The following is a 22,957-nucleotide window of genomic DNA, read 5'->3' as shown; positions in this document are numbered from 1 at the left end:
GGTATCACAGATCGTATATTATCTACAGGGTCGGGTGGGTCGGGTGGGTCGGGTCTGGTTGGGCTCGCGGTTCGGGTGGGCCGGGTCTGGTTGGGCTCGCGGTTCGGGTGGGCCGGGTCTGGTTGGGCTCGCGGTTCGGGTGGGCCGGGTCTGGTTGGGCTCGCGGTTCGGGTGGGCCGGGCTTGCGGCTCGCGTGGTGGTTGAGGCGCCGCTCAGCGCAGATCGGCCGCGATTGCGGACGCGGCCGTCACGAGTCGGGCGCCGATCGTGGTGGCACTCTGCCCGCTGCCGAGATAGACGACCGCCAGCGCAGCGGGTGCCTCGCCGGGCACGGAGAGTGGCACCGCCACGGAAGCCAGCCCTGGGATGACCTCGTCGTGGCTGGTGGCGAAGCCGCGCGTGCGCACCTCGGCGGCCTCGCTGCGGCGTTCTTCGTCACCGAGCTGTGACCATTGAGCTGCCGTGAGCAGCGACTGGATGGCTATTCCGGGCGCGCCCAGGCCCAACGGATGCCGCGTTCCCGGCCGTTGCGCCACCGTTGCATGTGCCTGCCGTGGTTCCACGCTGACCAGGGTCACGACCTCCGCCCGGTCCAGCATGGTCACAAAGGCTGTCATTCCCAGCTCGTTTGCGACGCTCGTGAGCTCGGGCAGGGCGGCGGTCTGCAGACTGCGGGCGACGCCGCGGGCGAGTGCGGCCATCCGCGGGCCGAGGCGCATGGCGCCCGCGGTATCTCGGATCACGACTCCGTGGTCCTCCAGCGTGCGCAGAATTCGGTAGGCGATGGAACGGTGCACGCCGAGGGCGGCGGCCACGTTGGCGATGCTCATGGCCTGGTCGGAGTCGGCAAGGATCTCGAGCACACGAATGCCCCGCGACAACGTTTGCGAATGCGGCGCGCCGTTCGCGTTGGGCTCGCTTGCCCCGGTTGCGTTGCTCGTGTTGGGCTTGCCTGCCCCGGTTGCGTTGCTCGTGTTGGGCTTGCCTGCCCCGGTTGCGTTGCTCGTGTTGGGCTTGCCTGCCCCGGTTGCGTTGCTCGTGTTGGGCTTGCTTGCCCCGATTGCGCCGTTTGCGCCGTTCGCACTGTTTGCGCTGTTCGCGTTCTTCGCACTGTTTGCGCCGGGTTCGCTCGCCCCCGGCTCCCTCGCACCGCTCATCCTGCCTATTGACGTCACCACGGAGCCATTCTCGCATCGTCGGTTCGGCCCCAGGGGGTCGCCCCGGATTTACTTCCGAAGCATGTGGCCAACTCAGGAGATCCGGGTGCCGCTCGGCATCCGTCGCCCGAACCAGCGCGGTGGCCGGTTGTTGCCGCGGTGCTTCTCCTGAGTTAGCCACACAACCCCGGCCCGACTGGGTTCGCAGCTTTGGTCCCGCAGTGCCTGGCCGTCTCGTAGTGCCTGGCCCTTGTAGTGCCTTGCCGTCTCGTAGTGCCTTGCCGTCTCGTAGTGCCTTGCCGTCCCGCAGTGCCTGGGCGTCCCGCAGTGCCTGGCCGTCTCGTATTGCCTTGCCGTCCGGCCGTCCGGCCTCTAATTCTCTTATCCTGGCGTTTTGCGTGCCTAGCTCCTGCAAATAGTGAGGGCCGGACCGTGTCTCCGCGAATTCCGGGGGTGTGCACCGGCTTTCTCACCGAATTGCAAGAGGTAGGTCGGAGGCATGGTGGCCAACTCAGGAGATCCCTGAGGGGAGCGACCGAATCGGTCCGGACTAGTGGCTCCGAGCGCACGCCAAATGCGCCCACCGCGTCAAATCTCCTGAGTTGGCCACCGGGGGTGCGGCCACCTCGGGGTGCGCTCCCGCTGCGCATCCGTGCGCTCCCGCCGCGCATCCGTGCGCCGACAGGCAAGTCGTGCGGGCCAGGCCGGCATATCGTGAGCCGATATGAATGCGATCTGGGTGTCCGCGTGCCCGTTCGCCGCGGTTGCGGCGGCCGGATTGGGTGTGGCCTGTTCGCTCTCCGGGCTCCGGATGTTGGGCCGAACCCTGGTCGCGGCACCCGCCATGATCGTCATGGCCGTCTCCTGCGCCGACATGGTATTGCCCGCTCTGCGACTGCTCGGGCCCCTAGCGTGGGCAGGGCTGCTGATCGGGTCGGCCCTACTGGCTCTGCTCGACCGGGCTCACCGCAGACTGGCGGCGCACCACGCCACCTCCTTGCTACTGATGGCGGTGATGTGGGCCGTAATGCTGTCACCGGCGGGCGCGGCGATGGGTTCCGCCACCGCTTTCATAGCTGGAACCGCACCCGGAACCATAACCGCAGCGGCCGGGCCAGCCGCGGGAAACGGCGCGCACGTCGGGCACGCGCTGGCGTCCTCCAATGTCCGGTTGCTGCCGGCCGGGCTGGTAGTGCTGGTGGTCGCGACATCCGTGGCCGTCGCATTCAGCTCCGTTCGGTCGGCGCGCCGCCCGCAGGGGATGGAGCCCGCTTCGGCGACGCTCCGGCTGGAGTCAGCCCAGCATCTGAGCATGGCCGTGGCGATGACGTTGATGGCGGCGGGCATGTTTTTACCGCTGGTGGGTGGCTGAGAACGAGCCGAACCCCGCCCCGGCGTGAGCGCAGGGCAGTCAGGGATATTTCCACTGAGAGGACTGGCCCGCCTGCGCTGCCAACAACCCCCGCAGAAACGGGTAGGGGTGCTCCCCTACCACCCTCGTCGTGTGGCTAACTCAGGAGAAGAGCCGCGGCATCCGCAGCTTGCTGCAGCGTTCTGGTCGACAACTGTCCGCCGCCGCCCGGATCTCCTGAGTTAGCCCCAGGGCAGAGGCGGCCAACGTGCAGAACTCCTACACGTCGTGGGCCAAGTGGTGCTGTTGCCTGGGGTCCCCGGGGGCGGCGAATCCGCCCCCGACCGAAGTGCAGGAGTTGTGCTCAACCGAGCCGCGAGCGGGGCTTTCAGCGCGCAGGATGCACGCCCGAGACCCAGTGCTGCCCCCGCGATAGACTGGGCGGGTGCCCGTCATCGAGATCAGCGACCTCAGCGATCCGCGTCTCGTGGACTACGCACACCTCACAGATGTTGCTCTCAAAAAGGCTCGCGGCACCGAGCAGGGACTGTATATAGCCGAATCGGCATTAGTCCTCAAGCGGGCCTTGCACGCCGGACACCGTCCCCGTTCGGTACTCGCCCTCGGCAACACCGTCGATGAAGCCCACGATCTCGTCGGCGGCGACGTGCCCATATTCGTTGGCCCCGGGGAACTGCTCGCCGAGCTCACCGGGTATGTTCTGCACCGCGGCGTGATCGCCTCGATGCATCGGCCCGAGCTGCCCGACCCGGATCAACTGCTCGCCGGCGCCCGTCGAATCGTGATCCTCGAAAACGTGTCCGACCCTACGAACGTGGGCGCGATCTTCCGTTCCGCCGGGGCCATCGGCGCCGACGCGATCCTCGTCTCCCCGCGCTGCTCCGACCCGTTCTACCGCCGCGCCATCCGCGTTTCGATGGGCACCGTCCTGCAGGTGCCCTGGACCCGCGTCGGCGACTGGCCGAGCACCCGTGCACTGCTCACCCGGCACGGTTTTCACCTCGCTGCGCTGGCCTTGACGACGGATGCCGTCAGTCTCCGCGACTTCCCCGGCCACGAGCATGAGCGGCTGGCGCTGCTGCTCGGTGCGGAGGGTGACGGGCTCACCCCGGATGCGCTCGCGGCATCCGACAGCGTGGTTCAGATCCCGATGAAGCACGGCATCGACTCGCTCAACGTGGCCGCCGCCAGCGCCGTCGCGATGTGGGCGCTCTCCAACTGACGCCATAACACCCGGCCAGCCAACCAGACCTGTGGCCAACTCAGGAGATTCACTAGGAATGTTCCGCCAGGCCCCGAACCAGTGCGGCGAGATGCCCCGGATGCCGGACTCCGCACCGGATCTCCTGAGTTAGCCCCATGCACGGCCACACACCCAGCTACGCGGGCTCGCACTCGCACTCGCGCCCCGCCCCACCGCGCCCGCACCGGCACCGCGCCGCCCACCCCGCCGCGCCACACGCTCCCGCGCGCTCAGTGCCACAGTGGCACCGGAAGCTTAGGCTGAGGTCATGAGCAACGAGGCTGTCATTGTCGATGTCGTGCGCACCGCGTCAGGTCGAGGCAAGCCGGGCGGCGCCCTCTCGGGCGTGCACCCCGCTGACCTTCTGGCCGGTGTGCTAGGCGAACTGGTCACCCGCAACGGGCTCGATCCCGCCCTGGTCGACGACGTGATCGGCGGTTGCGTCAGCCAGGTCGGGGAGCAGGGCTACAACGTGACCCGCACCGCACTGCTGAGCGCGGGCTTCCCCGACTCGGTTCCGGGCGCCACCATCGACCGTCAGTGCGGCTCCAGCCAGCAGGCGGCTACCTTCGCCGCGCAGGGAGTGATGGCCGGAACCTACGACGTGGTCATTGCCTGCGGTGTCGAGTCGATGAGCCGCGTGCCGCTCGGCAGCTCCCGGGGAACTGCAGCCGGGCACGACCCGCATGGCCCGCGGATGCGCGACCGCTACCCCGCTGGCCTCGTCAACCAGGGCGTCGCGGCCGAGTTGATGAACCAGAAGTGGCGACTCGGCCGCGGCGAGCTCGACGCATTCGCGGCTCGCTCGCACCGCCTTGCCGCGGCCGCGGCCGATCGGGGCGACTTCGACGGCGAACTCCGACCGACGATCGTGCAGGGCGGCCGGGTCGTCACGGAGGACGAGACCATCCGCCCCGGCACAACACTCGACTCCCTGGCCGCGCTGCCGCCGGCGTTCCGAACGGATGCTCTCGCCGCCCGGTTCCCGCAGCTCGACTGGCACGTGACCGCCGGCAACTCGTCCCCGCTGACCGACGGTGCGTCCGCCGCCCTGATCATGAGTGCAAAACGCGCGGCCGAGCTGGGCCTCAACCCGCGGGCCCGCTTCCACAGTTTCGCGGTCAGTGGAAGCGACCCGCTTCTGATGCTGACCGGCGTGATCGCGGCCACCCGGCGCATCCTGGAACGCTCTGGACTCAGCATCGACGACCTCGACGCCTATGAGGTCAATGAGGCGTTCGCCACCGTGCCGCTCGTCTGGCTGCGGGAGCTCGGTGCCGACCCGGCCCTGCTCAACCCGCGCGGCGGGGCCATCTCGCTCGGCCACGCGCTTGGCTCCTCGGGCACGCGGCTGCTCGGCACCCTGCTCAATCACCTCGAACTGAGCGGCGGTCGTTGGGGGTTGCAGACAATGTGCGAGGGCGGTGGCATGGCCAACGCCACCATCATCGAGCGGCTCTAAGATGCGCATCGACGGATGCTCCGCCCTCGTCACCGGAGCGGCGTCCGGCCTCGGACTGGCCACCGCCACCGCGCTGGCCGAGGCCGGGGCCGCGGTCGTGCTGCTCGACCTTCCGGGTGCCGCGGGGGAGCGGGCGGCGGCCTCGATCGGCGGGCGGACGCGCTTCGTGCCCGGCGATGTCACTCGCGCCGAAGACGTTCAGGCAGCCGTCTCTGAGGCGGTCGATCTCGGTCCGCTGCGCATCGTCGTCAACTGTGCCGGCATCGCCCCCGGCCAACGCACGGTCGACCGCACCGGCAGCCCGTTGCCGCTCGACGACTTCGACCGCGTCATTCGCATCAACCTGGTGGGCACGTTCAACGTGATCCGGCTGGCCGCCGCCGCCATGCAGGCGTCCGAGCCGACCACCGCCACGGTCCCGGAGCGCGGCGTGATTGTGAATACAGCATCGGTCGCCGCCTATGACGGTCAGATCGGCCAGGCTGCCTACGCCGCGTCGAAGGGCGGCGTCGCCGCGATGACCCTGCCGCTGGCCCGCGAGTTCGCGCGGTCGCTGATCCGGGTCGTGGCGATCGCGCCGGGTATCTTCGACACCCCGATGCTGCAGGGCCTGCCCGAGAGCGTTCGCGAGTCCCTCGCGGCGCAGGTGCCGCACCCCGCGCGCCTCGGCGACCCGGCCGAGTTCGCCGCGCTCGTGCGGCATATCGTCGAGAATCCGATGCTCAACGGTGACACCATCCGCCTCGACGGCGCCATCCGGATGCCGCCCCGCTGACCGGCCTCCACCCTGTACATCCCCTTCGAGCCCCGCCATCACACTCGATATTAGGATAGGCTTACCAAAGCACTCGGGCTTGGCCCGTCGACAGTAGGGACACGTAACACGATGATTCTGACACGCCGCTGGGCATTGCTTACCGCTATCGGAACGGTGACCCTGCTCGGGGCCACCGGGTGCAGCGCCGCCGACGAATCCGCCACCTCCACCTCGGCCACCCCGTCGGGCTCCATCACCGTCTACAACGCGCAGCACGAGGAACTCACCCAGGCTTGGGCCGACGAGTTCACCGCGGAGACCGGCGTCACCGTGACGCTCCGCAATGGCAGCGACTCCGAGCTCGGCAACCAGCTCGTGCAGGAAGGCACCGCCTCCAAAGCCGATGTGTTCCTCACCGAGAACTCCCCGGCGATGAGCTTGGTCGAGCAGGCCGACCTGCTCGCCCCGGTCGACGACGCCACGCTTGAGAAGGTGCCCGAGCAGTATCGTCCTTCCACCGGCCTGTGGACCGGCATCGCCGCCCGCTCGACCGTGTTCGCTTACAACCCGAGCCTGATCAGCGAGAGTGAACTGCCGGCCTCGCTGCTCGACCTCGCCGACCCTGCCTGGGCTGGGCGTTGGGCCGCGTCGCCGTCCGGCGCCGACTTCCAGGCCATCGTCAGCGCCCTCCTCGAACTCGAGGGCGAAGACGCCACCCGTGACTGGCTCGCTGCCATGAAGCAGAACGCGGTCGTGTACAAAGGGAACAGCACCGTGATGAAGGCCGTCAACGCGGGCGAGATCCCCGCCGGCGTGATCTACCACTACTACTGGTTCGGCGACCAAGCCGGCACCGGTGAGAACAGCTCTAGCACGGAGATGTACTACTTCAAGAACCAGGATCCCGGCGCATTCGTCAGCGTCTCCGGCGGCGGAGTGCTGGAGACCAGCGAGAACCCCGTCGCAGCGCAGGCGTTCCTCGCCTTCATCACCGGCAAGGGCGGCCAGGAAATCCTGCAGACGGGCACGTCGTTCGAGTACCCCGTCTCCGGTTCGGTCGACGCGAACCCCGCGCTCGTGCCACTGAGTGAACTCGACGCCCCCGTCATCGACCCGTCCAAACTCAACAGCACCACGGTCACCGATCTGATGACCGAGGCCGGTTTCCTCTAGGCTGCAACTGGTGATACCTGCAGCCCCCTCGACCGCGACTCCGGCGCCCGACGAGTCGGGCACCATTGGCGAAGCCGTCGCCGAAACCGGCGTGACGGGGCTGGCGGGGCGCACGGATGCCGCGGTCCGGGTCGGCAAACGACCCTCGCCATTCATCGTGGCGGCTGCGATCACCGTGTCCCTGCTCGGGCTGCTTCCGCTCGGCTACGTCGTCGTCACTGGCTTCCTCACCGGCTGGCCGGCCCTGTCGGCGCTCGTGTTCCGGCCGCGGGTCGGCGAGCTACTGGTGAACACGATCGGGCTGGTCGTGATCACCGTACCTCTGACGACGGCGATCGGGGTGGCCGCCGCCTGGCTGGTCGGTCGCACCTCCCTGCCCGGCCGCAGGGTCTTCGCCGTGCTGCTGGCCACGCCGCTCGCGGTGCCGGCCTTCGTCAACAGCTACGGTTGGGTGAGTGCCATCCCGTCGCTCAACGGCCTCTGGTCGGGGGTCCTGATCGCTACCCTGTCGTATTTCCCGCTGGTCTACCTGCCCTGCGCTGCGGCGCTGCGGCGCCTCGACCCCACGGTCGAAGAGGCGGCCGAGTCGCTCGGCAGCAGCGCCTGGGGCGTCTTCTTCCGTGTGATCCTGCCGCAATTGAGGCTGCCGATCCTGGGTGGCGCCCTGCTCGTGGGCCTGCACCTGCTCTCCGAATACGGCGCGTTCGCAATGATCCGATTCGACACCTTCACCACCGCGATCGTCGAGCAGTACCGGTCCACATTCAACGGCCCTGCGGCCAACGCCCTCGCAGGCGTGCTCGTGCTGCTCTGTCTGTTCCTGTTGATCGGGGAATCCGGTGCTCGCGGCCGCGCACGCTACGCCCGCATCGGCTCGGGCGTGGCTCGGGTCACTCCCCGGCGCTCCCTCGGCGCCTTTTCGCCGGTCGGCTACCTGTTCCTCGGCGGACTGTTCGCCCTGGCGATCGGGGTGCCATTCTGGAGCGTCATCCGCTGGCTCGCGCAGGGCGGCGCGGCTGTGTGGACCGAGCCCGTTCTGGCCCAGGCCCTGCTGCAAACGGTGGGCTACGGCCTCGCCGGCGCCGCGGTCACGTGTCTGCTCGCGTTCCCGATCGCGTTCCTCGCGGTGCGTTACCCCAGCCGGCTGTCCCGCGGCTTGGAGTCGGTCAACTACCTCACCAGCTCCCTGCCCGGCATCGTGACGGCCCTGGCGCTGGTGACCATCAGCATCCGTTTCGTTCAGCCGCTCTACCAGACCACGACGCTGGTGATCGTGACCTACCTGCTGATGTTCCTGCCGCGTGCGCTGGTGAACCTCCGGGCCGGGCTGGCGCAGGTGCCGGTGGGGCTGGAGGAGGCCGCACGGTCGCTCGGCAGGCGTCCCGTCGCCGCGTTCCTGCACGTGACGACCCGTTTTTTCGCACCGTCTGCCCTGGCCGCGGGGGCGCTTGTCTTCCTCGGCATCGTGACCGAGCTGACGGCCACTCTCCTGCTGGCCCCCAACGGAACCCGCACCCTCGCGATCCAGTTCTGGTCGAAAGTGAATGACATCAACTACGTCGGCGCCGCTCCCTATGCCCTGCTGATGATCGTTTTGAGCCTGCCGGTCACCTACCTGTTGTTCGCCCGCTCCCGGCTGACGAGCATGCAATGACCAACCAGGGAGGCGCCGTGGGCGCAATAGACCTATCCAGAGACACCGAGACGGGCACGCCGTCGGGCGCCGCCATCGAACTCGCCGGCGTCAACAAGAGCTTCGGCAGCACCCGTATCCTCGAGGACATCGCTCTCTCGGTGCCGCAGGGCAGCCGCACGGTCGTGGTCGGTTCTTCCGGGTCAGGCAAGACCACCCTGTTGCGCCTGATCAGCGGATTCGACTTGCCCGACTCGGGAACCATCACCGTTCTCGGTCGCACCGTGGCCGGCCCGGGCGTGGCCGTGGCCGCGCACCGGCGGGGGATCGGCTTCGTGGCGCAGGACGGTGCCCTGTTCCCGCACCTCACGGTCGGCCAGAATATCGCGTTCGGCCTGGGTCCGGCGCTGCGCGGCGGCACCCGTCGGCAACGCGCGCGGGCCGTGAGCGAGCTGCTCGAGATGGTGTCGCTGAAGCCCGACTTCGCTGAGCGTCGTCCTGACGAACTCTCCGGCGGCCAGCAGCAGCGCGTGGCCCTGGCCCGGGCGCTCGCCCGCAGGCCGCGGGTGATGCTCCTCGACGAACCGTTCTCCTCCCTCGACGCCGGACTTCGGGCGGCAACCCGCGACATCGTGGCCGAGACCCTGGAGCGCGCCGGCATCACGACGGTTCTGGTCACCCACGACCAGGCCGAGGCGATGAGCTTCGCCCACCAGCTCGCGGTGCTTCGCGACGGCAATCTCTGCCAGGTCGGGCCGCCGCGCGAGGTCTACTGGCGGCCGGTCGACCTGTTCACGGCCCGCTTCCTGGGCGACGCGGTCGTGCTGCCGGCCACCATCGCCGACGGATTCGCCGTCTGCGCGCTTGGCACGGTCGCCGTGGCTGCCACGAGCCTGCGCGGCGACGCCTGCATCATGCTGCGACCCGAACAGATCGTGGTCGAACATTGCGAGGCCGGTGTGACGGATGGCGCTGCATCCGTCGCCTGCACGGGCCGGGTCGAAGGGGTCGACTTCTACGGCCCCGAGGTGCAGCTGGCGGTGCGCCTGTTCTCCGGCGGCGGCGCGGTGCCCGGCTCCGCCCACGGCTCCGGCGGCACGCTGGTGCACGTGCGGCAGCACGGCACCATCGGCACCGTCGTCGGCAGCCGGGTCAGCCTTACGGCCCGCGGCATCGCCACGGCCTTCGCCGCACGCCCCTAACCGCCCCGCAGCCAGACCCCTGAACGCCCTCCACTCTTCGCCGAGACGTGAGAAGAACTCCGGAAAACTAAGAATCTGGGAGGACGACGCTGGGCTCGGCACGTCACGGCACGTGAGAGGGGCTTACTCGCGCATCAGCATGGCCGGGGGCCATGCGCTCGAGGCCGAGTAGGTTTCACCGCTCACCGCTCACCGCTCACCGCTCACCGCTCACCGCTCACCGCTCCGCCACCCGGTGGATCGTGCCGCCGGTGAAGGCCTACGGTGACGGGCCCCGGAACGAATTCGACGGAGATTCTGCCGACATCAAGCCCAAACAGGCCGGAATGCCGCCTTTTCCCGAAAATCTCCGTCGAAGTGGTTCGGCGGCGCGCCGCGGCGGGCGGGCGGTCGACGGGCGGGCGCACGGCGGGCGGCGGCGGTAGTCGCGGCTGGTCTACTCGGCGGCGTGCGCTTCGAGGAACTCGTAGACCTCGGTGTCGTCGACGCCGGGGAAGGTTCCACTGGGCAGCGGCGACAGCACATGCGCGTGCAGGCGGGCGCTCGGCCAGGCCTTGCCGGCCCAGCGGGCCGAAATGTCCGATGCCGGGCGGCGGCAGCAGGACTCGTCCGGGCAGCGGGAAACTGCCCGTTGGGTGGTCTCCCGGCCGCGGAACCACTTGGCCTGCACGAAGGGCACGCCGACGCTGATCGAGAACTCGCCGGCATCCGTCGCGCCGGTCTGGGTGGCGCACCAGAACGTTCCGGCGGGTGTGTCGGTGTACTGGTAGAACTCGGTGGTGCGGTTGGTGTGGGTGAAGGCGCTGCGGGCGCTCCACTGTTTGCAGACGAACTGGCCCTCGATCGAGCCGGTCACGTCGGCAGGCAGGGGGAGGTCATCGTTCTCGTAGCCCTTCTGCAGGGCGCCGTCCCCGGTGACCCGGAGGAAGTGCAGAGGCATGTCCAGATGCGAGGTGGCGAGGTTGGTCAGGCGCAGGGCAGCAGCCTCGTGGGTCACCCCGAAGGCGTCGCGGAAGTCTTCGACCGAGAGCTCGCGTTCACGCTTGGCGTGCGAGAGGAACGCGACGGATGCCGCCTGCGGCATCAGGCAGGCGGCCGCGAAGTAGTTGATCTGCAGCCGCTGCCAGAGAAACTCGGCGTAGCTCGCCGGGCGCTCGTGCCCGAGCAGCCGGTGTCCCATCGCTTGCAGGGCCATCGAGCGCAGACCGTGGCCGCCCGGGATGGACGCCGGCGGGAGGTAGATGCGGTGGTTGACCAGGTCGGTGACCGATCGGGTCGAGCCGGGCAGGTCGTTGACGTAGATGAGGCTGAAACCGAGCTGCTCGGCCATCACGCTCACCTCCCGGTGGGTGAGCGCACCCGATACGTGCCCGGATGCCCGAACCCGCTCCTCGGCGAGCTGCTCGATGTCGGGCATGAAATTGTCTTGTTCGCGCATCCGTTCGCGCAGTTCCGTGTTCGCCCGGCGCGCCTCCTCCGGGGTGGCGATGGCCTCGCTGGCGCGGCGGGCCAGCTCCCGGTGAAGGCCGAGCAGGGACTCGAGGGCCGCCAGCGGCATGCCCTTGGTCATCTTCACGCGCGGGAGCCCGAGGGCTCCGTAGAGCGGATTGCGCTGTGCGCGCTCCAGTTCGATCTCGAGGGCGGCGCGGTTGTTCGGCGGTTCGTTCTTGAGAAGGTCGGTGAGTTGCACGTCGACGGCCGTGGCGATGTCCTGCAGCGTCGAGAGCTTCGGGGAGCGGCGGCCGTTCTCGATCAGGGAGAGTTGGCTGCCGGCCATGCCCACGTGCTCGCCGAGCTGGTCGAGGGTGAAGCCCCGTTCAGAGCGGAAATGACGGATGCGCAGTCCCAGGGTGATCAAATCAGCGGCGCGTGTCGGCATTCCTTAACGATATCTAAAAAAGCGATGTTCTTAACCTGGTCCGGTCGTTGCGAATGTCGATTTGTGCATCATTCTGGAGGAAGGGGATGATTTTTGCGCCCCTCCATGACTGCAGACCGCTGGTTCACGCCGGATTGACCACGAAAGGCCAGGAGATGACCATCGCGAATTCCCGAGTAGAGACCGGCGGGGGCGAGTCACGCAACGCTACCGGCACCACCGACCCCAACCTTCAGTCCTGGGTGGACGAGATTGCCCGGCTGACCCGGCCCGACGCCATCGTCTGGTGTGACGGATCGCTGCGCGAGGCCGACCTGCTGGCGAAGCAGCTTGTCGCCGAGGGCAAGCTCATCCACCTGAACCCGGAGTGGCGCCCCAACAGCTATCTCGCCCGCACGAGCCCGTCGGACGTGGCGCGCGTCGAGGACCGCACCTTCATCTGCTCGGTCAACCAGGGCGACGCCGGCCCCACCAATAACTGGGCCGACCCGGACGCCATGCGCGGCGAACTGCAGGGTGTCTTCGCGGGCAGCATGCGCGGCCGCACGATGTACGTCGTGCCGTTCTCGATGGGCCCGCTCGGCGGTCCCATCTCCCAGCTCGGCGTCGAGGTCACTGACTCGCCCTACGTGGTGCTGAACATGGGCATCATGACTCGCATGGGCCAGAAGGTCCTGCACCTGATCGAGGGCGGGGCACCCTGGGTGCACACCGTGCACAGTGTCGGCTACCCGCTGGTCGACGCCGAGGGGGTCCACCGCGAGGACGTCTCCTGGCCGTGCAGCGACACCAAGTACATCGTGCAGTTCCCGGAGACCCGGGAGGTGTGGTCGTTCGGTTCGGGCTACGGCGGCAACGCGCTGCTCTCGAAGAAGTCGTTCGCGCTGCGGATCGCATCCGTCATGGCCCGCGACGAGGGCTGGCTCGCCGAGCACATGCTGCTGATCAAGGTCACCTCGCCGGAGGGTGGCGTGTCGCACCTGGCCGCGGCGTTCCCGTCGGCCTGTGGCAAGACGAACCTGTCGATGTTGCGCCCGACCATCCCCGGGTGGAAGGTCGAGACCATCGGCGACGACATCGCCTGGCTCCGCCCTGGACCCGACGGCCGTCTCTACGCGATCAACCCGGAGGCCGGCTTCTTCGGCGTGGCCCCCGGAACCGGCGAGATCACCAACCCAACCGCCGTGGCGACCGTCTGGGGCAACACGATCTTCACGAACGTCGCGCTGCGCGACGACGGCGACGTGTGGTGGGAGGGTCTGACCGAGACCACCCCCAGCCACCTGATCGACTGGGAGGGCAACGACTGGACGCCCGCCTCCGGCCGCCCGGCCGCCCACCCCAACTCGCGTTTCACGGTCGCTGCCGCGCAGTGCCCGTCGATCGCCGACGACTGGGAGGCCTTCGGTGGTGTGCCGATCGACGCCATCCTCTTTGGCGGGCGCCGCGCGACGAACGTGCCGCTGGTTGCCCAGGCCCGCAGCTGGAAGCACGGCGTGTTCATGGGTGCGACCATCTCCTCCGAGAAGACGGCCGCCGCCGAGGGAACGGTGGGCGAACTGCGCCGCGACCCGTTCGCGATGCTCCCATTCTGCGGATACAACATGGCCGACTACTGGGCGCACTGGCTCAAGGTAGGCAAGGGCCTCGGCAGCAAGGCGCCGGAGGTCTTCCAGGTGAACTGGTTCCGCAAGGGTGCCGACGGCAGCTTCCTGTGGCCCGGTTTCGGTGAGAACTCCCGGGTGATCGAGTGGATCGTGCGCCGCATCGAAGGATTTGCGGATGCCGTGGACACCCCGATCGGACACCTCCCGGTCAAAGGTGGCCTCGACCTACAGGGACTGGACCTCGCCCAAGCGGATGTCGAGCAGCTGTTCGCGATCGACCCGGCCTCCTGGCTGGCCGAGTGTGACCTCACCGAGGAGTACTTCGCCAAATTCGGCGACCGAGTGCCGCCGGCATTGCTCGCCGAGCTCGCCAGCGTGCGCTACAACCTGCGCAACGCGTAGCAGGGCGCAACGCTTAGCAGGGCGCTGCGAGTCGGGCGGTGCCGCTCACCAATTCGACGGAGATTCTGACCGGAACAAGCGTTTCTGGACTGAAACCTGCCCATTTATGCAAAATCTCCGTCGAATTGGTTCGGGCGTGGGGCGGCTAGGCGAGTAGCTGGTGCTTGGCGAGCTCGCGGTAGAGGGGCGTCGAGGCGACCAGCTCGGAGTGCGTGCCGGTGCCGACGACCTGGCCGTGGTCGAGCACGACGATCTGGTCGGAGTCGACCACGGTCGACAGTCGGTGCGCGATCACGATCAGGGTTCGGTCCACGGTGACCGCGTCGATGGCGGCCCGCATCTTCTGCTCGTTGACGCCGTCGAGGCTCGAGGTTGACTCGTCCAGCAGGAGGATGGGCGGAGCAGCGAGAAGGGCCCGCGCGATGGCGAGGCGTTGGCGTTCGCCCCCGGAGAGCATCACGCCGGACTCGCCGACCGCCGCATCCAGCCCGGCGGGGTCACGCTCAAGCACCTCGGAGAGGTTCACGGCGTGCAGCACGGCGATGCACTCCTTGTCGGTGGCGTCGGGCGTGGACAGGGTCAGGTTGTCCCGCAGCGAACCGGCTAGCACGGGGGCGTCCTGCTCGACGTAACCGATCTGCGAGCGCAGGGCTGTGCGATCGAGGGTGCGGATGTCCAGGCCCCCCAGGCGCACGACGCCGTCGGTCGGGTCGTAGAACCGCTCGATCAGCGCGAGAATGGTGCTCTTTCCGGCTCCCGACGGGCCGACCAAGGCGGTGCGCTTTCCGCGTGGCGCGCTGAAGGAGACACCGCGGAGTACGGGGCGCGGCTCACCGGCGGCGTCGGCGTCGGCGCGTTCGGTCGCGCGGTCGGCAGCGTCGGCGACCTGTGCGGCCTCTGGCGTCGCGGCGTCCGTCGCGGCCTGTGCGGCTGCGGCGTGCTCCACTGCCGCGAGTTCGGCTGAGACGAGATCCGGTTCGGTCAGTGCTGTCTCCAGCGCGGCCGGCACCACGATGGCCGTCTCGAGCACGAACGGGTGGTCGACGGCGGACTCGATCATGGCGTTCTCCGCGGCGGCGAGCTCAGCGTCGGACGCCGTATGAGCGGAACGACCGGCCCCGGCCGAGACGGCTGGGCCGGCTGAGCCGGCGCGGGCATCGTCGGTAGCCGCAGTCCCAGGCGCAGTCGCAGTCCCAGACCCAACCGACTCCGCGACGGCGCCTTCATCCGGCGCGGCAGCCGCGGCATCCTTCGCCACGGGGGCGACCATGTAGCCGAACTGCACGTTTTCGAACGAGATCGCCGGGGCATCCGGCCGCACCGATTCGTTGGCGGCGCCGACCGTGATGGCCAGCGGGGCGATGTCGCGGTCGAACTGGTCCTCGCTGGGCAGGTCGATGATCTCTTGGATGCGGCCGAGAGCGCCCAGTGCGGCGTTCACCGACGTGATCGCGCCGAACGCCTGGCCCAGCGGCACGATCATGAGGAAGAGGAACAGGATGAACGCGATCAGGTCCGCGACCGAGATGGTGCCGCTGGCCACGCGGAAGCCACCCACGCCCAGCACGACCAGGAAGGACACCTGCATGGCGATGCCGGCAATCGGCACGACGAGCGCCGAGATCTTCGCGACCTGGATGCCCATCCGCCAGGCACCCTTGGCGTCTTCCTCAACGGCGGCGACCTCCCGGTCGGTGGCGTTCGAGGCGCGCACGGTGCGCACGGCGCTGATGGCGCGCTCCACACTGGCGGCGAGGTCACCCACCTTTTCCTGGGCGGCCAGGCTGGCGGCACGGATGCGCCGCGACAGCAGTGTGACAGTGACCACCGACACCGCGATCACCAGCACCGTCAGCCCGAGCAACACCGGATCGATGACGAGCATGGCGATGAGCGCGCCCACGAAGGTAAGCGACCCGCCGATGGCCTCGACGAGCCCCTGGGTGAGCACGGCCCGCAGTAGCGTGGTGTCCGAGCCCACCCGGGAGACCAAGTCGCCCGTGCGGCGGGTGTCGAATTCGCTGATCGGGAGGCGCAGCATCCGCCCGATCAGCTTGCGGCGGCTGGAGAGCACGACGCCCTCGCCGGTGCGCTGCAGCAGATAGTGCTGGTAGCCGCTGATCAGGGCTGAGACGACGACGAGCGCGACCAACGCCCAGACAAGGCCGCCGAGCGGGTCGCCCTCCTGCACGATGGTGATGACCTGGCTGACCAGGAGCGGCTGCGCGAGGCTGGCGAGAGCGCCGAGGATGCTGAGAACGACGACGAAGCTGAGCACCTTCTTGTGCTCGAGCAGGTACGGGACCAGCTGGCTGAACGTCGCGCGGGGCCCTCCGGCTTCGGCGCGGCGCCCCATCCGACCGAGGCGGCCGCGGCCGGCCGGTTGAGCGGCAGCGGTGGCGGTTGCGGATGGGCGGGCGGCGGAACGGGGGCTGCTGGGGGTACTCACCAGATGAGCTTAACCGCATCCTGTGTCGGATTGCCCCGGCGGTCTACAGTAAGGAACTGTGCCGGAGCCAGTCATCGTTGCCCAGAATCTTGTCAAGAAGTACAAGGACTTCGCCGCCGTCGCCGGTGTGTCCTTCGAGGTGGCGCCGGGCGAATCCTTCGGTCTCCTCGGCCCGAACGGCGCAGGCAAGTCGACCACTATGCGCATGGTGGGCGCCGTTTCCACCCGAACCGGCGGCGACCTGCGCGTCCTGGGCCTTGACCCCAATCGGCACGGCCCGGAGATCCGCTCCAGGCTCGGTGTGGTGCCGCAGGCCGACAATCTCGACACCGAGCTGCGCGTGCGCGAGAACCTGCTCGTCTACGGCCGCTACTTCGGCCTGCCGCGGGCACAGGTGGCCCGCCGCGCCGACGAGCTGCTGGCCTTCGCCCAGCTGGAGGACAAAGCGAAGGCGAAGGTCGACGCACTCTCCGGGGGGATGAAGCGGCGCCTCACGATCGCACGGGCCCTGATCAACGACCCGAGCATCCTGTTGCTCGACGAACCGACCACGGGCCTCGACCCGCAGGCCCGGCACATCCTCTGGGACCGCCTGTTCCGGCTCAAGGAGCAGGGCACGACCCTGCTGCTCACCACCCACTACATGGACGAGGCCGAACAGCTCTGCGACCGGCTGGTCGTGATCGACAAGGGCGTGATCATGGCCGAGGGTGCCCCCGCGCAGCTGATCCGCACCTACTCCTCCCGGGAAGTGCTCGAGGTGCGGTTCGGTTCCGACCTGAACGCCGACGTGGCCGCACAGATCGCGGGAATGGGCGACCGCATCGAGGTCCTGCCCGACCGCATCCTGATCTACAGCGAGAACGGCGAGTCCGAGCTGGTGCGCATCGTGGAGGCCGGCCTCACCCCGATCACCAGCCTGGTTCGGCGCTCCAGCCTTGAAGACGTGTTCCTGCGCCTGACCGGGCGGACCCTGGTCGAATGAGCGCCGCTCAGCGCGCCCTGGATGCGGCCCAAACGGCACCGCCGCCCGGCTCGGTCGGCGACCGGGCCATCCGATCCACCCGGCGCACCCGGCGCTGGGGCTCCTGGTACGTCGCCGAGCACCGCTTCCTGTCGCTGCGCGCCTACGCCCAGACGGTGGTCGTGACCGCGATCGGCAACCCGGTCATCTACCTCTACGCGATGGGGGTCGGCCTAGCCACCCTCGTCGACGCCAACCTGGGCGCGGATGCCGTTGGCGGGGTCAGCTACCTGGCGTTCGTCGCTCCCGCCCTGCTCTGCAGCGCGGCGATCGCCGTGGCCGGCGACGAGTTCACCTACCCGATCATGCTCGGCTTCAAATGGAACCCGGTGTTCTTCGCGATGAATGCCGCCCCGATCCAGCCGGGCCAGATCATCAACGGCATCGTCATCGCTGTGGCCGTGCGCATGTTCGTCACCTGCGGCATCTTCTACGGGTTCATGCTGCTGTTCGGCGCGGTTTCGGCAGCGGCCGGGTTCGTCAGCGTCTTCGTGGCCGTGCTCACGGGCCTCGGCTTCGGCGCCCTGCTGATGGCCTACACGGCCACCCTGACCGAAGACACCGGCCAGCTGGCCATGGTGATGCGATTCATCGTTCTGCCGATGACGCTGTTCTCCGGCACGTTCTTCCCGCTCGCCGTGCTGCCGGTCTGGCTGCAGTGGATCGGCTGGATCTCCCCGCTCTGGCACGGCGCCGAGCTGGCTCGCGTGTTCTCCTACGGCGCGAACGAGCCGGTCTGGCTGGGCATGCTGCACGTGCTCTACCTGGGTGCGCTGCTCGCCCTCGGCTGGATCTGGGCGCGGCGCATCACAGCGAGGCGGCTGAACAAATGACCGAAACCGATCTCAGAACGGATGCCGCGGCATCCCGACTGCTCGGCGCGCTCTACGCCGGCAACGCCCGCAGCGTCATGCTCCGGGGCTGGCAGGCGACGAGGAGCACCAACTGGCTGGTCGTGGTCAGCGGCTTCTTCGAACCGATTTTCTACCTGCTCTCGATGGGCCTCGGCCTGGGCTCGCTGGTCGGCACCATCACGACCGAGTCGGGCCAGGACGTGCCGTACGCGGCATTCATCGCGCCGGCATTGCTGGCGGTCGCCGCCATGAACGGCGCCATCTACGACTCCACGTGGAACGTGTTTTTCAAGATGCAGTTCGCCAAGCTCTACGAGGGCATGCTGTCCACCTCCCTCGGCCCGCTGGATGTGGCGCTCGGCGAGATCTCACTGGCGTTGCTCCGTGGGGCGCTGTACGCCACCGGTTTCCTGGTCGTGATGCAGGCGCTCGGGTTGAACCTGTCCTGGTGGGCGCTGCTGGCCCTGCCGGCTGTGCTGCTGATCGCGTTCGGCTTCGCGAGCGTGGGCATGGCTGTGACGAGCTTCATGAAGACGTTCCAGCAGATGGACTGGATCACGTTCCTGCTGCTGCCGATGTTCCTGTTCTCGGCCACGTTCTACCCGCTGAGCGTCTACCCGCAGCCGATCCAGTTCGTGATCCAGGCGTTGCCGCTCTGGCACGGGGTCGAGCTCGTGCGCGGCCTGACCACCGGCCAGGTCGATCCCGGTCTGCTCTGGCACGTGCTCTACTACCTGGTCATGATCCTGCTCGGGCTGGTTGCCGCGACCCGCCGCCTGCGCACCCTGTTCCTCGACTGAACCGCTCAGTGCTCGATGTCGATGTCGCGGGTCTCACGGCTCAGCAGGAGGGCGACCAGGGTGACCACGGCCATCACGGAGAGGTAGACGCCGACCCAGAACGGGCTGCCCTCGCCGAGTGTCCACAGCCAGATCGCGATGAACGGCGCCACTGCTGCGCCGAGAATCGAACTCATGTTGTAGGCGAAGGCCGAGCCGGTATAGCGCACGCTGGTCGGAAACAGTTCGGGCAGTAGCGCGCCCATCGGACCGAAGGTCATGCCCATCAGGGAGAAACCGATGATGAGGAAGAACATCACGCCGACGAACCCGGCACCGAGCAGCGGCACGAAGAGCAGGCCGAACACGGTGATCGCCAGGGTCACGACGATCAGGGTCTTGCGGCGGCCGTGCGTGTCGGCCCAGGGTCCGGAGGCCAGCGTGAACACGCCGAAGAACAGCACGCCGACGATCATCATCAGGATGAAGTTGTTGTAGCTGTACCCAAGGCCGGGCACCGGGGCATCTGTTGCGCCGCGGCCGTAGCCGAGCGTGAACGTGGTCATCAGGTAGAAGAGCACGTAGGTGGCCAGCATGATGAAGGTGCCCAGGATCAGCTGGCGCCAGTGCGACGTGAATACGGCCGCGAGCGGCAGCTTCTCCACTCGTTTGGTGGCCACGACCTTCGTGAAGGCGTCGGATTCGACCAGGCGCAGGCGCACCCAGAGGCCCACGACGACCATCACGGCGGAGAAGAGGAACGGGATGCGCCATGCCCACTCGAGGAACGCGTCCGAGGGACGGGTCGGGTCGGTGGACGGCAGGGCGAGGGCGATGGCCAGGAACAGGCCGTTCGCGATGATGAAGCCGAGCGGGGCGCCGACCTGCGGGAATGTGCCGTACCAGGCGCGCTTGCCGACCGGGGCGTTCTCGGTGGCGACGAGCGCGGCGCCGGACCATTCCCCGCCGAGCGCGAATCCCTGGGCGAGGCGCAGCACTACGAGCAGGGCGGGCGCGACCCAGCCGATCATGGCGTAGGTGGGCAGCAGCCCGATCAGGAAGGTCGCGATGCCCATGGTCAGCAGGGCGCCGACAAGGGTGGCCTTCCGGCCCCGCTTGTCGCCGAAGTGCCCGAAGACGAGGGCGCCAATGGGGCGGGCCACCATCGCCGCGCCGAAGACGGCGAACGAGGCCAGTAGCGCCGTGGTCTCGTTTCCCGTGGGGAAGAAGAGGTGCGGGAAGACGAGAACGGCGGCCGTCGCGTAGACGTAGAAGTCGTAGAACTCGATCGTCGTGCCGATGAGGCTGGCGAGGATCACGCGGCTGCGCGGGTTCGTAGGTGCTGCGGCGTCGGGAGTGGTCGACGTGGTGGGTGCTGACATGGAGAATTGCTCCGGGACTTGGCGCGGAAGCGGACCATCGGAGTCGAGAACCAGCGTCGATCAGGCGTCAGCGGCTGCCCCCGAGGGCCGCGCGAATGGGCGGCCGTTTGTGACAGCCGCCCTTGCACCCTACGGGGGGAGGCAGCGCGGAGCCAATCCTCGACTAACGCTCAGATAACGATCCGGATGCCACCCTTCATGCGATCAGTCGACGCCGAACTCCCGCAGACGGTGCAACAGCTGTGCGGTGGCGATGGCGGCCGACGCCGCCTCCGCGCCCTTGTCCTCCTTCGAACCGGGCAGGCCGGCCCTGTCCAGACCCTGCTGCTCGTCGTCGAGGGTGAGCACGCCGAAACCCACCGGCTTGCCGGTGTCCAGGGCCACCCGGGTGAGGCCATCCGTTGCCGCCGCCGACACGTACTCGAAGTGCGGCGTGCCGCCACGGATGATCACGCCGAGCGCGACGACCACGTCGGCACCGTTGTCGAGAGCCACCTTGCACGCCACCGGCAGCTCGAAGCTGCCCGGCACCCGCACCAGGGAAAAGCGGGCACCGGATGCCTCGAGCACCCGGGTCGCACCGGCGATCAGCCCGTCGGTGATCACGTCATGCCACCGGCCGGCGACGATCACGATGTTCAGACCGGTTCCGTCGATCTCGATCTCGGGGGAGCCTGCTCCGCTCATAGGACGATTCCTTTCAGGATGTCTGTTTCTGCAATGTGGTGACCCATCCGGTCGCGCTTGACGGCCAGGTAGTCCTGATTGTGCGCGCCGACGCCCACGATCAGCGGCACGCGCTCGGTCACGGTGACGCCGTGCGCCTTCAACTGGCGCACCTTCTCCGGGTTGTTGGTCAGCAGTCGCACCGAGGAAAGACCCATCTCGTGCAGGATGGCGGTGGCGGCGCCGTAGTCGCGGGAGTCGGCGGGGAGGCCGAGCGCCACGTTCGCGTCGAACGTGTCCAGTCCGTCTTCCTGCAGCTTGTAGGCGCGTAGCTTGTTGATCAGGCCGATGCCGCGGCCCTCCTGTCCGCGCAGGTAGACGACGACTCCGCCCTGCTCCTGGATGGTCTCGAGAGCGGCATCCAGCTGCGGACCGCACTCGCATTTGAGCGAGCCGAACGCCTCGCCGGTGAGGCACTCGGAGTGCACCCGGACGAGGGCGCCGTCCGCAGGGGTGCCGGAGACGATGGCCACGTGGTCGGCGCCGGTCATCCGGTCGCGGTAGGCGCGGATCTGGAAGTCGCCATGCCGGGTGGGAACGGTGGTCTCCACCTCGAAGTCGACCCGCGGCGACTCGCGGATCGGGCTGACCGTGGGCAGCTCGGTGTCGGTGTGGAACTCCTGCAGGTAGGCGATCAGGTCCTTGATGGTGATCACCAGCACACCCTCGCGCTCTCCGAGGGCAAGCAGCCCGGGCAGGCGCATCATCTCGCCGTCTTCGGCGACGATCTCGGAGATCCCGGCGACGGGTGCGAGGCCGGCCAGTTTCATCAGGTCGACGGCCGCCTCGGTGTGGCCGTCGCGCTCGCGAACGCCGCCGTCCAGCGCACGCAACGGCATGATGTGGCCGGGACGGTGCAGGCTGGACGGCGTGGACGCCGGGTCGGCCAGAACGCGCAGGGTGTGGGCGCGGTCGGCGGCGCTGATCCCGGTGCTGAGCCGGTCTGCCGCGTCGACTGACACCGTGTACGCGGTGCCGCGCGGGTCCTCGTTGTTCAGAACCATCATGGGCAGGTCGAGCTTGTCGGCCAGGTCGTTGGTCATGGGCGCGCAGATGAAGCCGGAGGAGTACCGAACGGTCCAGGCGAGCCACTCCTGCGTGGCCAGTTGGGCGGAGATGATCACGTCGCCCTCATTCTCGCGACCCTCATCGTCGGCGACGATGACCGGTTTTCCCAGCCGGAGGGCATCCAGCGCGGTGGGAATGTCGGCGAGGCTCATAGGTGGCTCCTTTTCGATCCGGCGTCCGCCAGGGCGAGCATGCGCTCCACGTGGCGGGCCAGGATGTCTGTTTCGATGTTGACGTGATCATCGGCCAGACGCTGTCCCAGCGTCGTGGCGGTGAGGGTTTCGGGGATGAGCGAGACTTCGAACCACTGGTCCGGTTCGCTCGCCGGGCTGATGTTGCTGACGGTCAGCGAGACGCCGTCCACGGCGATGGACCCCTTGCCGACCACGAGCGGGGCGAGTTCGGGGGAAAGGCTTAACCGCAGCACGCGCCAGGCGTCGCCGGGCGTGACGGCGAGGAGAACGCTGGTTCCGTCGATGTGGCCCTGCACGATGTGGCCGCCCAGCCGGTCGCCCACCAGCGCCGCACGCTCGAGGTTCACCGGGTTGCCGACCTCAGCAGCTCCGAGCGTGGACATGAGCAAGGTCTGCGCCATCACATCGGCCGTGAATGTGCCGCCGGTCTGTTCCACCACGGTGAGGCAGACGCCGTTGACCGAGATCGAGTCGCCGTGGCGGGCGTCGGACACGACTCGCGGGCCACGGATGGTGAGGCGCGCGGCATCCGCGGATCGCTCCACCTTCTCGACCCGGCCGAGTTCTTCGATGATTCCGGTGAACATGTGTGTC

At 68.4% G+C, this 22,957-nt stretch carries 18 protein-coding genes; 11 read left to right on the top strand and 7 right to left on the bottom strand.

Going from position 1 to position 22,957, the window contains the following annotated elements; translation table 11 throughout:
- Window positions 1-212: 212 nt before the first annotated feature.
- Window positions 213-881, bottom strand: a complete 669-nt coding sequence (locus tag E3O65_RS05135) for an IclR family transcriptional regulator (RefSeq protein ID WP_241985796.1) — start codon at window positions 879-881, stop codon at window positions 213-215.
- A 1,000-nt stretch (window positions 882-1,881) separates the two neighbouring features.
- Here E3O65_RS05135 and E3O65_RS05130 point away from each other — a divergent pair.
- From E3O65_RS05130 to E3O65_RS05100, 7 genes are all read left to right on the top strand, one after another.
- Window positions 1,882-2,529 carry a hypothetical protein gene (locus E3O65_RS05130; RefSeq protein WP_134362667.1) on the top strand — a complete coding sequence of 216 codons (648 nt, stop codon included), beginning with the start codon at window positions 1,882-1,884 and terminating at the stop codon, window positions 2,527-2,529.
- Between the two features lie 424 nt (window positions 2,530-2,953).
- Entirely contained in the window at window positions 2,954-3,751 is a 798-nt protein-coding gene (locus tag E3O65_RS05125) for a TrmH family RNA methyltransferase (protein WP_134362666.1), read from the top strand.
- A 289-nt stretch (window positions 3,752-4,040) separates the two neighbouring features.
- Complete coding sequence (locus tag E3O65_RS05120; RefSeq protein ID WP_134362665.1) at window positions 4,041-5,234, top strand: thiolase family protein; 1,194 nt, start codon at window positions 4,041-4,043, stop codon at window positions 5,232-5,234.
- Window position 5,235: 1 nt separating this feature from the next.
- Entirely contained in the window at window positions 5,236-6,009 is a 774-nt protein-coding gene (locus E3O65_RS05115; protein WP_134362664.1) for an SDR family NAD(P)-dependent oxidoreductase, read from the top strand.
- A gap of 111 nt (window positions 6,010-6,120) precedes the next feature.
- The gene (locus E3O65_RS05110) at window positions 6,121-7,164 is read left to right on the top strand and encodes an iron ABC transporter substrate-binding protein (protein ID WP_134362663.1); all 1,044 of its coding nucleotides are present in this window, start codon (window positions 6,121-6,123) and stop codon (window positions 7,162-7,164) included.
- Window positions 7,165-7,318: 154 nt separating this feature from the next.
- On the top strand, window positions 7,319-8,818 hold the full coding sequence (locus E3O65_RS05105; RefSeq protein ID WP_198411708.1) for an ABC transporter permease: 1,500 nt from the start codon (window positions 7,319-7,321) through the stop codon (window positions 8,816-8,818).
- Complete coding sequence (locus E3O65_RS05100) at window positions 8,815-9,999, top strand: ABC transporter ATP-binding protein (RefSeq protein WP_134362662.1); 1,185 nt, start codon at window positions 8,815-8,817, stop codon at window positions 9,997-9,999. The genes E3O65_RS05105 and E3O65_RS05100 overlap by 4 nt, the downstream gene beginning before the upstream one ends.
- Window positions 10,000-10,435: 436 nt before the next feature.
- On the opposite strand, the gene E3O65_RS05095 is transcribed toward E3O65_RS05100, so the two are convergent.
- Window positions 10,436-11,878, bottom strand: coding sequence for a helix-turn-helix domain-containing protein (locus tag E3O65_RS05095; protein WP_134362661.1), 1,443 nt, complete (start codon window positions 11,876-11,878; stop codon window positions 10,436-10,438).
- A 155-nt stretch (window positions 11,879-12,033) separates the two neighbouring features.
- Between E3O65_RS05095 and E3O65_RS05090 the strand changes: the two genes are divergently transcribed.
- A complete protein-coding gene (locus E3O65_RS05090; RefSeq protein ID WP_134362660.1) occupies window positions 12,034-13,887 on the top strand; it encodes a phosphoenolpyruvate carboxykinase (GTP) in 1,854 nt (617 codons plus the stop codon).
- 145 nt (window positions 13,888-14,032) lie between these two features.
- Here the strand turns inward: E3O65_RS05090 and E3O65_RS05085 are convergent, their stop codons facing one another.
- Window positions 14,033-16,243, bottom strand: a complete 2,211-nt coding sequence (locus E3O65_RS05085; RefSeq protein ID WP_134362752.1) for an ABC transporter ATP-binding protein — start codon at window positions 16,241-16,243, stop codon at window positions 14,033-14,035.
- Window positions 16,244-16,394: 151 nt separating this feature from the next.
- On the opposite strand from E3O65_RS05085, the gene E3O65_RS05080 reads away from it, so the two are divergent.
- Genes E3O65_RS05080 through E3O65_RS05070 form a run of 3 tightly spaced genes read left to right on the top strand, consistent with a single transcriptional unit; the run spans window position 16,395 to window position 19,014 of the window.
- Window positions 16,395-17,321 carry an ABC transporter ATP-binding protein gene (locus tag E3O65_RS05080; RefSeq protein ID WP_134362659.1) on the top strand — a complete coding sequence of 309 codons (927 nt, stop codon included), beginning with the start codon at window positions 16,395-16,397 and terminating at the stop codon, window positions 17,319-17,321.
- Window positions 17,318-18,193, top strand: coding sequence for an ABC transporter permease (locus E3O65_RS05075; RefSeq protein WP_134362658.1), 876 nt, complete (start codon window positions 17,318-17,320; stop codon window positions 18,191-18,193). Before E3O65_RS05080 ends, E3O65_RS05075 begins: the two co-directional genes overlap by 4 nt.
- Entirely contained in the window at window positions 18,190-19,014 is an 825-nt protein-coding gene (locus tag E3O65_RS05070; protein WP_134362657.1) for an ABC transporter permease, read from the top strand. Before E3O65_RS05075 ends, E3O65_RS05070 begins: the two co-directional genes overlap by 4 nt.
- 5 nt (window positions 19,015-19,019) lie before the next feature.
- On the opposite strand, the gene E3O65_RS05065 is transcribed toward E3O65_RS05070, so the two are convergent.
- The 4 genes from E3O65_RS05065 to E3O65_RS05050 all read right to left on the bottom strand — a co-directional run bounded on the left by E3O65_RS05065 (window position 19,020) and on the right by E3O65_RS05050 (window position 22,950).
- Complete coding sequence (locus E3O65_RS05065; protein WP_134362656.1) at window positions 19,020-20,375, bottom strand: MFS transporter; 1,356 nt, start codon at window positions 20,373-20,375, stop codon at window positions 19,020-19,022.
- A gap of 204 nt (window positions 20,376-20,579) precedes the next feature.
- On the bottom strand, window positions 20,580-21,062 hold the full coding sequence (gene ribH, locus E3O65_RS05060; protein WP_134362655.1) for a 6,7-dimethyl-8-ribityllumazine synthase: 483 nt from the start codon (window positions 21,060-21,062) through the stop codon (window positions 20,580-20,582).
- Window positions 21,059-22,321: a GTP cyclohydrolase II gene (ribA, locus tag E3O65_RS05055; RefSeq protein WP_134362654.1), complete on the bottom strand. Its 1,263-nt coding sequence runs from the start codon at window positions 22,319-22,321 to the stop codon at window positions 21,059-21,061. The genes ribH and ribA overlap by 4 nt, the downstream gene beginning before the upstream one ends.
- Entirely contained in the window at window positions 22,318-22,950 is a 633-nt protein-coding gene (locus E3O65_RS05050; RefSeq protein ID WP_134362653.1) for a riboflavin synthase, read from the bottom strand. The genes ribA and E3O65_RS05050 overlap by 4 nt, the downstream gene beginning before the upstream one ends.
- Window positions 22,951-22,957: the final 7 nt, after the last annotated feature.

The sequence above is a fragment of the Cryobacterium breve genome (assembly GCF_004402375.1).
GTDB lineage: Bacteria > Actinomycetota > Actinomycetes > Actinomycetales > Microbacteriaceae > Cryobacterium > Cryobacterium breve.
This window is presented reverse-complemented; position numbering and strand designations above follow the sequence as displayed.

Excerpts from the sequence above, each read along its gene's own strand:
- E3O65_RS05130 (WP_134362667.1), top strand. The coding sequence starts at position 1,882 with ATGAATGCGATCTGGGTGTCCGCGTGCCCGTTCGCCGCGGTTGCGGCG.
- E3O65_RS05120 (WP_134362665.1), top strand. The coding sequence starts at position 4,041 with ATGAGCAACGAGGCTGTCATTGTCGATGTCGTGCGCACCGCGTCAGGT.
- E3O65_RS05115 (WP_134362664.1), top strand. The coding sequence starts at position 5,236 with ATGCGCATCGACGGATGCTCCGCCCTCGTCACCGGAGCGGCGTCCGGC.
- E3O65_RS05110 (WP_134362663.1), top strand. The coding sequence starts at position 6,121 with ATGATTCTGACACGCCGCTGGGCATTGCTTACCGCTATCGGAACGGTG.
- E3O65_RS05100 (WP_134362662.1), top strand. The coding sequence starts at position 8,815 with ATGACCAACCAGGGAGGCGCCGTGGGCGCAATAGACCTATCCAGAGAC.
- E3O65_RS05095 (WP_134362661.1), bottom strand. The coding sequence starts at position 11,878 with ATGCCGACACGCGCCGCTGATTTGATCACCCTGGGACTGCGCATCCGT.
- E3O65_RS05090 (WP_134362660.1), top strand. The coding sequence starts at position 12,034 with ATGACCATCGCGAATTCCCGAGTAGAGACCGGCGGGGGCGAGTCACGC.
- E3O65_RS05085 (WP_134362752.1), bottom strand. The coding sequence starts at position 16,243 with ATGGGGCGCCGCGCCGAAGCCGGAGGGCCCCGCGCGACGTTCAGCCAG.
- E3O65_RS05075 (WP_134362658.1), top strand. The coding sequence starts at position 17,318 with ATGAGCGCCGCTCAGCGCGCCCTGGATGCGGCCCAAACGGCACCGCCG.
- E3O65_RS05070 (WP_134362657.1), top strand. The coding sequence starts at position 18,190 with ATGACCGAAACCGATCTCAGAACGGATGCCGCGGCATCCCGACTGCTC.
- E3O65_RS05065 (WP_134362656.1), bottom strand. The coding sequence starts at position 20,375 with ATGTCAGCACCCACCACGTCGACCACTCCCGACGCCGCAGCACCTACG.
- ribH (WP_134362655.1), bottom strand. The coding sequence starts at position 21,062 with ATGAGCGGAGCAGGCTCCCCCGAGATCGAGATCGACGGAACCGGTCTG.
- ribA (WP_134362654.1), bottom strand. The coding sequence starts at position 22,321 with ATGAGCCTCGCCGACATTCCCACCGCGCTGGATGCCCTCCGGCTGGGA.
- E3O65_RS05050 (WP_134362653.1), bottom strand. The coding sequence starts at position 22,950 with ATGTTCACCGGAATCATCGAAGAACTCGGCCGGGTCGAGAAGGTGGAG.